Consider the following 7,768-nt stretch of genomic DNA (forward strand, 5'->3'; position numbering starts at 1 on the left):
CTTGACGTATTGGCCCGAGCCGAACAACGGCTGCAGCACGCCGTCGTAACCCTCCGCAAACAGCGTCGCATTGTTGTCCGTCGGCGCGCCGCGCATCACCAGGATCTGCGGATGCTGTACGTTCCAGGTCTTGATGCATTCGACCATGCCCTGCCCGATCAGCTTGCCGACTTCGACGTTGTTGAAGCTGACATAGTAGGCGCGGCTGCCGCCGAGCGTGAGACGGTCGTAGTCGATCACGGGAACGCCGTGGGATTTCGCGTAGGTCTCGATGGCGGCGCCGACACCCGAGGAGATCGGATCCATCACCAGAACGGTCGCTCCCTGGGAGATATCGGACTGCGCCTGCGTCAGCTCGGTCGATTCACTGCCCTGCGCGTTGGTGATGATGAACTGGTCGGCCGGCAGGCCGGCGGTCTCGAACGCCTTGGTCAGATATGGGGCGTCGAACGAGGTGTAGCGCGCCGATGTGGTGGTTTCCGGCAGCAGCACGCCGACCTTGCCCTTGCCCTGCGCCACCAGCGGCTTGAGCGTCGCCAGGGCCGAGAAGTCGCTGGACAGCGCGCCCACGGACAGAGCCGGAGGAGCGTTCTGCGCGAGCGCACTGCCCGCGCATGCGATGGACACGCAGGCCAGCACGCCTGCTGCCCTGAGACCTGCTGCCTTGACACCTGCTGCCTTGACACCTGCTGCCTTGCGCCGAGGCGAGCATCCGAACTCCGTCATTGCCGTTTCCTCCTCAGATTCCCCTCACCCCGCCGGCGGATCAGGAGATTTTTATTGACAACGCTGAGTTGTATTCCATGTCAGCGTTCCGGCCAACCGCTTGGTGATCGGCATCGAAGCGACATCTTGCCAGCACGTCGTTGACCTCTGTCAAGAACGGATTTTCTTTCTTTTTGATACGCACGCCGTCTTGTCACGCGTTGATACGACTCTGTCTCACCAGGTGCCTGCGAGCGACTGGATTCCGCGACGCAAGCACGGCGAAGCAATGAGCCGCAAGCAGCGCAACGGGCCGGCAGCGCCGGCTCACGCGCGCCGGCGCGCGTCGAGCTTGTCCGAAAACCAGTCGGCGATCGTGGTGATGCCGAGCGTGATGTTGTCGCCCTGGCAATGTTCGAAACCGCCCTCCTCGACCGTGAACACTTTCATCGTCTTGTCGGCGCCGCCGATGGCGTTGAACAGCGCCTTCGCATCTTCCAGCGGGACTTGCGCGTCGCGCTCGCCATGCGTGACCAGATAGGGACATTTGACCCTTTCGGCGACACCGGCCAGCCGCCAATCCCTGAGCTTCTCGAGCGCCTCGTCGAGGCTCGAAACCCCGAGCACCCACATGATGTGCTCGCCGGGCACTGAGAGCGACCCCTGGAAGGCCCTGTCGACACGGCGCTTCCAGATCGCGTAATAATCCCAGATCGCGCCCCAGGACACGCAGGCCTTGAAGCGCGGTTCGAACGCCGCGGCGCGCGGGGCATAGTAGCCGCCGAGGCTGATCCCCATGATCCCGATCCGCTCCTTGTCGACATCGGCGCGGGTCTCGAGATAGTCGACGACCGCGGTGCCGACGACGTTGGTGTCGTAGCGCGCCGGCATGCCGCGGAAGCGGATCGACTCGCCGGTGCCGGGGATATCGACGATCAGGATCGCAAGCCCGCGCCTGGCCAGCTCCGGCACGCCGTGAAAATATTGCAGCTCCTTGGTGATATCGAGCCCGTCGAAAAACACCACGGTGGGAAGCGGGGCGTTGCCGGCATCGCGGCTCCTGACGAAGTACGCCGGAAGGCTCTTGCCGCCCTCGAACGGAACTTCAACCGCCTCGATCGAGAGCGCTGCGACCTGGCCCATCCCTTTCTTGAACAGCTCGACAGCGGTCGCAAAGGCCTTCTGGCTCTGCTCGGTGCGCGGTTGCAGCAACCGCTCGCCGACCTGATAGTAAACCGCGGCGCGCAGATAGGCGCCGGCAGCGGTCTGCGCGTGCCCCTTGGCCTGTGCCGCATCGCCGAGCGCCGTCACCTTGCGCGCCATCGCGCTCCATTGCTCGAACCACGCGGCGTTGTTTCCGACATCCGGCTTGAGCGCGGCCACCACCTTGTAGATCTCGCCCAGATCGGCGCCGCCCCACAGCTCGCTGGCGATCACCATGCGGATCGCGGCCGACCAGGTGTAGTTGCCCGGGAACATCATCAGGGAGAGATCGGGCTTGTCTGCCTCGGATTTTTCTTGCGCGGATTGTTCTTGCAGAGACTTTTCTTGCAGAGAGTTTTCTTGCCCGGGCTTTTCCTGCCCGGCAGCAGCGATCGCCGGTTTCGCCCCATCGACCGCGGCGAGGCCAACCAACCCACCCGCCGTCAAGCGCAGCACATCGCGTCGTTCCATCGCGCCCTCCCGAAGTTTGTTGTTGGTGGTTGATTGCGCTTGGGCACGATCCTTCGGACAATCGATCGCGAAAGCAAGCGAAATTTGCTTGGAATCTTCCGCGTCGCGCATCGTTGGCGGCAGAAAAGGCTGGGCAAACAATTTGCCCAGCCTCGAGACGATACCCATCGATGGCCTGTCCTGATCGGGCAGCTTACCGCCGCATCAGAACTTCACCGTGGTGCGCAGGCCGAGAACCCAGGCATCGTCGGTCTTCAAGCCGGCGGCATTAAACCCGCGCCCGCCGGGATTGATCACATACTGGGCGTCGAACTTGAGGTTCAACCAGCCGGTCGCCTGCCAGCCGTACCAGACTTCGAGCGGAACTTCGTTACCGCCTGCATTCGGGCTGAGGGCGGCCGAATTGACGTGGGTCGTGCCCACGCCGAAGGCGACTTCGTCCAGCGGACGGAAGGAGAAGGTTCCGGTGTGCTTGAACATCAAGGAGACCTGGTAGTCCTCGAACGCGGTCCGGTGATCGGCGACGGACGTGTTGAGGTCGATATACCAACCCTTCGCGGGGCCGCCTTCATCGGTCAAGCGCTGCAGGATCGACTCATAGATGCCGTAGCGGCCTCTTTGATCGCCCAGATTCTGGTCCGGGACGCCACCGACGCCCGGGACGGTCGTGATGATGCCCGGCAGACCACCGTCAATCGTCGACGCGTTGTCATACCAGCCGCCCAATCGCCAGGTCCCATACAGGTGACCCTGCGGCCTCCAGGTCAACTCCACCGGCACCAGCACGCCCGAGCCGGGGTTTGAGCCGGGGATGCCCGGCGCCAGGTAGACGCCGTAATCCGACGTCGTCAGATAATTCGGGTTGGCGTCGTAGACGCCGGCCGAAATCTGCACTTCCTTGGTGATGTTGAAGTGCGCGACACCGGCCCACTGGCTGACCGGGAAGTTGAAGATGTAGCCACCCTGGATGTTGCCGGGCTGGCCGCCGCAGAAGGTCAGGTTGATGAACTCGCAATTGCCAAAGAAGAAGTCGGAGCCGACCGGTAGACGGCCGCCCTTCAGTTCAAGGCGATCGTCGAGAAGCTTCTGGTCATAGTAGAGTTCCGTCAGGCGCAGAATGTTGCCGCGGCCGTAGACTTCGTTGGTCAGCATCAAGGCCGGAATGCCGGCGTCGGAATTCAGGTTGTAGCCGAAGCGTTGGACCAGCGTGACGCCGATCATGCCGCCATGGATGCCGGCAAGCTTCGCCATATCGAACTTGGCCTGGAACGTCAGCTGTCCAGCCTGCGTCGCCTGGCGATTGTTTCCGCCCGACAGGTTGGCGACGGCTTCGTCACCCAGCTCCAGGGACAGATCGATGCCCATCTGCTTCAGCTTGGTCCGCCCGAGATCGCCCAGCAGATACGGCCTGGTCCAGAAATCATCGTTAACATAAGGAACAGGTGGAGCTTTCGTTATCAGATCGGCCGCGTACGCTCCCCCGCCGCTCAACACAGATGATAAAACAACCCCCACGCCCCACATGCGTGCGGTCCTTACAGACCTATGCAACATTTTTTGGCCTCCCACCGTCCCAGGCTTTGTCTGCTGTTGTCTCACGTCCCCGCCAAAAGCCCTCGAGCCTGGAACGTGCACTCTCCCACTACACCGCGATTGCAGCCCCCCAAGAATCGGCCGCTCATCAACTGGAGGTTGGATAATCACTTTAACGGGCCTTGAGACAGCCGCAAATCGAATATGACATGTTGAATCTGATCTCGTAGTAGCTGTGTCGAAGGGGACACACATTTGCTGCTGCTAATCACCACGGTCATGCGCGACGCCTCCGCGACGACGCACGAGCGCCATCGGCCGGCGGAACTACGAAGGTCGCCTCGATCTCAGCTAATCAGCGGCGGTGCACGGTGAATCACACGCCGCGCATGGAATTGATCGGTTGCGCCACAGTTCTAGCCATCCTGCTGCTTTGTTTGATCAGAGTTTGAGAAACGACATACTGGTTGTCCCTTATGGAGCGCATTCCGTGAACGAAAGCTGGTGCCCGACCGTCGGGCCGTAGGAAAAAATTCTAGTCGCTGAGCGAGCCTTTCAGCTTGTCGAACATGACAGCGAGCACGATGAAGCTGCCGACGAACGTGCCCTGCCAGAATGCGTCGACGCCCAGCAGCAACAGGCTGTTGCGGATCACCTCGATCAGCGCAGCACCAATCACCGCGCCGAACGCCGTTCCGGAACCGCCGCTCAGATTGGCGCCGCCGATCACCGCGGCCGCGATGACCGCGAGCTCCATGCTCTGGCCGAGATTGGTGGTGACGGCGCCGAGCCAGCCCACCTCGAGCACCGCCGAGATGCCGGCGGTCAGCGCCGAAACCATGTAGACGCCGACCTTGATGCGGTTGACGTGAACGCCGGCGCGCACGGCCGCCTGCTCGTTGCCGCCGATCGCAAAGACATGGCGGCCCCATTGTGTCCAACGAAACAGATAGCCGGCGATCAGCGCCAGCACGGCGAGCGCAATGACCGGGTTGGCGAGTCCGAATGTCGTGCCGCCGCCGAGCGCCAGCAGCTTGGCCTGATCAGGCCCGAAATCGTACACCATGCGGTTGTTCGAGGCGACCATGGCGAGACTGCGGGCAATCGCCAGCATGCCGAGCGTGACCACGAAGGGCGGCATGCGCACATAGGCGATCAGGACGCCGTTGAGGGCGCCGATCGCAAGCGAGGTGAGAAGCGCGGCGCCGACGCCTGCCCAGATCGAATGGCCCGCGTTCATCACCACCCCGAGCACGATGCCGGCCAGGCAGACGATGGACCCGACCGACAGGTCGATGCCGCCGGTGATGATGACCGCGGTCATGCCGAGCGCGATGATGCCGACGAACGCGAAGTTGCGGGTGACGTTGAACAGGTTGTTCTGCGTGGCGAAGGTGTCGGTGGCGAGCGAGAGCGCGATCACCGCGACCAGGGCCGCGACGAACACCCAGAAGGTCTGGCGCGACAACAGCCAGGCCAGCGGGCCGTGCCCGCGCTGGTCGATGCTCTCGTCAAGCAGGGTGGTCATGGGATGTCTCTTCCTGCAAACTCGCGTCTCATATGCCGCTTCTCACGCATTGCCTGCCGTCTCCCCTCCCCCCCGCGCAGCGGTGGGGAGGGGAGAAACCGAACTACTCATCTCGTCTCAATCATCTCGTCTCACGCATCTCGTCCCGCTCGTCTCTTTGCACCCGCGCCTCATGCCCGCTCGATCGCGCCGGTGATCAATCCCGTCACTTCCTCCGGCGACGTCGCCGCGATCGCCTTGTCGGCGACCTTGCGGCCGCGGCGCATCACGACGACGCGGTCGGCCACCGCGAACACGTCCGGCATGCGATGGCTGACCAGCACGACCGCAAGCCCCTGCTCGCGCAGGCGGCGGATCAGGTTGAGCACCTCGGCGACCTGCCGCACGCTGATGGCGGCCGTGGGCTCGTCCATCAGCACGATCCTGGCGTCGCTCAACCGCGTGCGCGCAATGGCGACGGCCTGGCGCTGGCCGCCGGACATGCGGTGCACGAGATCGCGCGGCCGCGTCTCCGATTTCAACTCCTTGAACAGCGCGCCGGCGCGGCGGTACATCGCGGCATAGTCGAGGACGTGGAACGGGCCGAAGCCTTTGCGCAGCTCGCGCCCGAGGAACACGTTGGCAGCGGCGGTGAGATTGTCGCACAAGGCGAGATCCTGATAGACGATCTCGATCCCGGCCCGCCGTGCGTCGATCGGATTGTGGAAGCTGACGGGCCGGCCTTCGATCGCGATGGTGCCGTGGCTCGGCCGGAAATTGCCGGCCATGATCCGCATCAGCGTCGACTTTCCGGCGCCGTTGTCGCCCATCAGGCCGACGACCTCGCCATGCGCCAGGCTCACCGAGACGTCGGTCAGCGCCTGGATCGAACCGAAATGCTTGGAGATGCCGGTGATCTCGATCACCGGCGCCCGGCCGATGGCGGCCGAAGACACATCGTCCTGCGCGCGCGCCAAATCCTGCTCCAGATCCTGCTTCGGCGTGATGTCCATTTGCGTCCCGTCATGCACGGATCGAGACAACCCGTCGCACGATGCGTCGCGCGGCCGGATCGGACCTTGGTCCGACCCGGCCACGCCCGATGCAGGCTTCGCGGATGCTGTGCGAGTGAGGTTACTCACCAGGTTACTTCTTCAGGCAGGTGTTCGCGTTCTCGGGCGTGCATTCGTCGAGACCGGTGTAGTAGATCGGCTGCACCGTCTTGCCCTCCACCATGTCCTGCATCACGAACGGAGCCCGGTATCCCATCTCGAAGGGCCGCTGGCCGACCTGGACGTCGCTGCGTCCCTGCTTCAGCGCCTCGATCTGCGGCGGCAAGGTGTCGGCGACGACCAGCACCAGCTGCTTGCTCTTGATCCGGTCAATGTACTGGTCGGTGAGCTGGGCGTAGGCCTGCGGCGCGAATTGCGGCCAGCCGCCTTCCAGCACGAAGGCATCGAGGTCCTTGTTGGCGGTCAGCACGTCCGCCATCATCTGATTGCCCTTGGCGGCATCGTCGTTGGTGAACAGCGGACAGCCGGAAATCTCCTGCCAGCCGTTCTCTCCGGTGAGTTTCTCCACCCCCTTCTTGCCGGCGAGCGTGTCGCGGGTTCCGGCGGCGCGCTGGTTGATGTTGGCGGCCGCGACATTGCCGAGCACCAGGCACACGCTGCCGCCTTTCGGCTTCAGCGCCTTGAGATGCTCGCCGAGCTTGACGCCCAAAAGATAATTGTCGGTGCCGATATAGGTCCGGCGCAGCGACTGATCCTGCGGCAGCAGGTCCGCATCGATGGTCATGATCGGGATCGATGGCTTGCGCTGCCGCAGCAGGTTGGCGACCGCCGGGGCGTTGGAGGGCGAAATCGCGATCGCGGCGACGCCCTTGGTCAGGAGGTCCTCGATGATCTGCACCTCGCCGGCTTCGTCCGATGTCGACGCCGGCCCGGTGTAGTAGCACTTGTAGCCGGCCTTGAGCTCGGCCTGCGCCTTTTCGCAGCCCTGGCGGATCAGGTCGAAGAACGGATTATCGAGCCCCTTCACCACGATGGCGAGCGTCTTGTCCTCGGCCCGGGCCGGCCCGGCCGTCATCAGTGCCAGTGTGCACGCGAGCGCCGTGAGATTGATCATCTTCTGCATCGAATTTCCTCCCCTTTTATTTTATGTTCTACCCTGGATTGTCCCGACCGATGTCGAACGCATGGTCGTGGTTCGCCTGTTCGAGCCGTCACGCCTCGAGTCGTCATGTCTCGCGCCGTCGTGTCTCAAGCTGTCTCGAGCTGTCATGGCTTGATCCGTCATGCCTGATCGCCGGTTCTCGCCGGCAGCGCCGCGCCGCGCGGCGATGCGCCC

General features: G+C 63.5%; 6 protein-coding genes. All 6 read right to left on the reverse strand.

The annotated features are described in order from the left end of the window. Positions 1-726 (reverse strand): substrate-binding domain-containing protein (locus WCB02_RS04720; RefSeq protein WP_423956678.1); only part of this gene is annotated, 726 nt, incomplete at its 3' end. A 306-nt stretch (positions 727-1,032) separates the two neighbouring features. Beyond that, the gene (locus WCB02_RS04725) at positions 1,033-2,379 is read right to left on the reverse strand and encodes an alpha/beta hydrolase family protein (protein WP_423956679.1); all 1,347 of its coding nucleotides are present in this window, start codon (positions 2,377-2,379) and stop codon (positions 1,033-1,035) included. 204 nt (positions 2,380-2,583) lie between these two features. Then, positions 2,584-3,933 carry a carbohydrate porin gene (locus WCB02_RS04730; protein ID WP_423956683.1) on the reverse strand — a complete coding sequence of 450 codons (1,350 nt, stop codon included), beginning with the start codon at positions 3,931-3,933 and terminating at the stop codon, positions 2,584-2,586. Positions 3,934-4,447: 514 nt separating this feature from the next. Continuing rightward, a complete protein-coding gene (locus tag WCB02_RS04735; protein WP_423956680.1) occupies positions 4,448-5,440 on the reverse strand; it encodes an ABC transporter permease in 993 nt (330 codons plus the stop codon). A 170-nt stretch (positions 5,441-5,610) separates the two neighbouring features. Then, positions 5,611-6,432, reverse strand: coding sequence for an ATP-binding cassette domain-containing protein (locus WCB02_RS04740; protein WP_423956681.1), 822 nt, complete (start codon positions 6,430-6,432; stop codon positions 5,611-5,613). Between the two features lie 133 nt (positions 6,433-6,565). After that, positions 6,566-7,555 carry a sugar-binding protein gene (locus tag WCB02_RS04745; RefSeq protein WP_423956682.1) on the reverse strand — a complete coding sequence of 330 codons (990 nt, stop codon included), beginning with the start codon at positions 7,553-7,555 and terminating at the stop codon, positions 6,566-6,568. Between the last annotated feature and the right edge of the window lie 213 nt (positions 7,556-7,768).

The sequence above is a fragment of the Bradyrhizobium sp. genome, from assembly GCF_049581145.1.
In the GTDB taxonomy this organism is placed as follows: Bacteria; Pseudomonadota; Alphaproteobacteria; order Rhizobiales; family Xanthobacteraceae; genus Bradyrhizobium.